The following is a 2,692-nucleotide window of genomic DNA, read 5'->3' as shown; positions in this document are numbered from 1 at the left end:
GAACAAAATACGTCAACGTTAATTCTATTTTATTTTTAAAACAACGTTTCTTATAAGAAACAACAAGCTATGGACATCGAAAGATGAAACCAAACTTTCTATGGAGAGTTTGATCCTGGCTCAGGACGAACGCTGGCGGCGTGCCTAATACATGCAAGTCGAGCGGAGATTTGAAAAGCTTGCTTTTCAAATCTTAGCGGCGGACGGGTGAGTAACACGTGGGCAACCTGCCCTTGAGACGGGGATAACTCCGGGAAACCGGAGCTAATACCGGATAACACATATCTTCGCATGATGATATGTTAGAAGGTGGCTTTTAGCTACCACTCAAGGATGGGCCCGCGGCGCATTAGCTAGTTGGTGAGGTAACGGCTCACCAAGGCGACGATGCGTAGCCGACCTGAGAGGGTGATCGGCCACACTGGGACTGAGACACGGCCCAGACTCCTACGGGAGGCAGCAGTAGGGAATCTTCCGCAATGGACGAAAGTCTGACGGAGCAACGCCGCGTGAGTGATGAAGGTTTTCGGATCGTAAAGCTCTGTTGTTAGGGAAGAACAAGTACCTGTTAAATAAGCAGGTACCTTGACGGTACCTAACCAGAAAGCCACGGCTAACTACGTGCCAGCAGCCGCGGTAATACGTAGGTGGCAAGCGTTGTCCGGAATTATTGGGCGTAAAGCGCGCGCAGGCGGTTCCTTAAGTCTGATGTGAAAGCCCACGGCTCAACCGTGGAGGGTCATTGGAAACTGGGGAACTTGAGTGCAGAAGAGGAGAGCGGAATTCCACGTGTAGCGGTGAAATGCGTAGAGATGTGGAGGAACACCAGTGGCGAAGGCGGCTCTCTGGTCTGTAACTGACGCTGAGGCGCGAAAGCGTGGGGAGCGAACAGGATTAGATACCCTGGTAGTCCACGCCGTAAACGATGAGTGCTAAGTGTTAGAGGGTTTCCGCCCTTTAGTGCTGCAGCAAACGCATTAAGCACTCCGCCTGGGGAGTACGGTCGCAAGACTGAAACTCAAAGGAATTGACGGGGACCCGCACAAGCGGTGGAGCATGTGGTTTAATTCGAAGCAACGCGAAGAACCTTACCAGGTCTTGACATCCTCTGCTACTTCTAGAGATAGAAGGTTCCCTTCGGGGACAGAGTGACAGGTGGTGCATGGTTGTCGTCAGCTCGTGTCGTGAGATGTTGGGTTAAGTCCCGCAACGAGCGCAACCCTTGATCTTAGTTGCCAGCATTCAGTTGGGCACTCTAAGGTGACTGCCGGTGACAAACCGGAGGAAGGTGGGGATGACGTCAAATCATCATGCCCCTTATGACCTGGGCTACACACGTGCTACAATGGATGGTACAAAGGGCTGCAAAACCGCGAGGTTAAGCCAATCCCATAAAACCATTCTCAGTTCGGATTGTAGGCTGCAACTCGCCTACATGAAGCCGGAATCGCTAGTAATCGCGGATCAGCATGCCGCGGTGAATACGTTCCCGGGTCTTGTACACACCGCCCGTCACACCACGAGAGTTTGTAACACCCGAAGTCGGTGAGGTAACCTTTTGGAGCCAGCCGCCGAAGGTGGGACAGATGATTGGGGTGAAGTCGTAACAAGGTAGCCGTATCGGAAGGTGCGGCTGGATCACCTCCTTTCTAAGGAGAATAGAGACGTGACGTATTTTGGTCAGTTTTGAGAGGTCAACTCTCAAAACATTGTTCATTGAAAACTAGATAACAAGTAAAGCAAGGTTAAACCATATAACTCTCATTTAATGAGAAAACCGAGTAAACGATCGCTACAACACTGTTAGTGTTGAAATAACCAATCAATGGTTAAGTTAGAAAGGGCGCACGGTGGATGCCTTGGCACTAGGAGCCGATGAAGGACGGGACTAACACCGATATGCTTCGGGGAGCTGTAAGTAAGCTTTGATCCGGAGATTTCCGAATGGGGGAACCCACTATTCGTAATGGAATAGGATTCATATCTGAATACATAGGGTATGAAAGGCAGACCCAGGGAACTGAAACATCTAAGTACCTGGAGGAAGAGAAAGCAAATGCGATTTCCTGAGTAGCGGCGAGCGAAACGGAAGAAGCCCAAACCAGAAGGCTTGCCTTCTGGGGTTGTAGGACACTCTACACGGAGTCATAAAAGAAGAACATAAACGAAGCGACCTGGAAAGGTCCGTCACAGAAGGTAACAACCCTGTAGTTGAAATGTTCTTCTCTCCTGAGTGGATCCTGAGTACGGCGGGACACGTGAAATCCCGTCGGAAGCTGGGAGGACCATCTCCCAAGGCTAAATACTCCCTAGTGACCGATAGTGAACCAGTACCGTGAGGGAAAGGTGAAAAGCACCCCGGGAGGGGAGTGAAAGAGATCCTGAAACCGTGTGCCTACAAGTAGTCAGAGCCCATTTACGGGTGATGGCGTGCCTTTTGTAGAATGAACCGGCGAGTTACGTTCTCGTGCAAGGTTAAGTTGTAAAGACGGAGCCGCAGCGAAAGCGAGTCTGAATAGGGCGTCATAGTACGAGGTCGTAGACCCGAAACCAGGTGATCTACCCATGTCCAGGGTGAAGTTCAGGTAACACTGAATGGAGGCCCGAACCCACGTACGTTGAAAAGTGCGGGGATGAGGTGTGGGTAGCGGTGAAATTCCAATCGAACCTGGAGATAGCTGGTTCTCTCCGA

At 50.8% G+C, this 2,692-nt stretch carries 2 rRNA genes (1 of these 2 running past the window's edge); both read left to right on the top strand.

Annotation, left to right across the window (positions count from 1 at the left end):
* Positions 1 to 97: 97 nt before the first annotated feature.
* A 16S ribosomal RNA gene (locus tag MOC86_RS18385) occupies positions 98 to 1,649 on the top strand.
* A gap of 178 nt (positions 1,650 to 1,827) precedes the next feature.
* A 23S ribosomal RNA gene (locus MOC86_RS18380) occupies positions 1,828 to 2,692 on the top strand (it continues 2,070 nt past the right edge of the window).
* The 16S and 23S rRNA genes sit together here, the layout of an rRNA operon.

Source organism: Priestia endophytica (assembly GCF_026790145.1).
GTDB lineage: Bacteria > Bacillota > Bacilli > Bacillales > Bacillaceae_H > Bacillus_I > Bacillus_I endophytica_A.
This window is presented reverse-complemented; position numbering and strand designations above follow the sequence as displayed.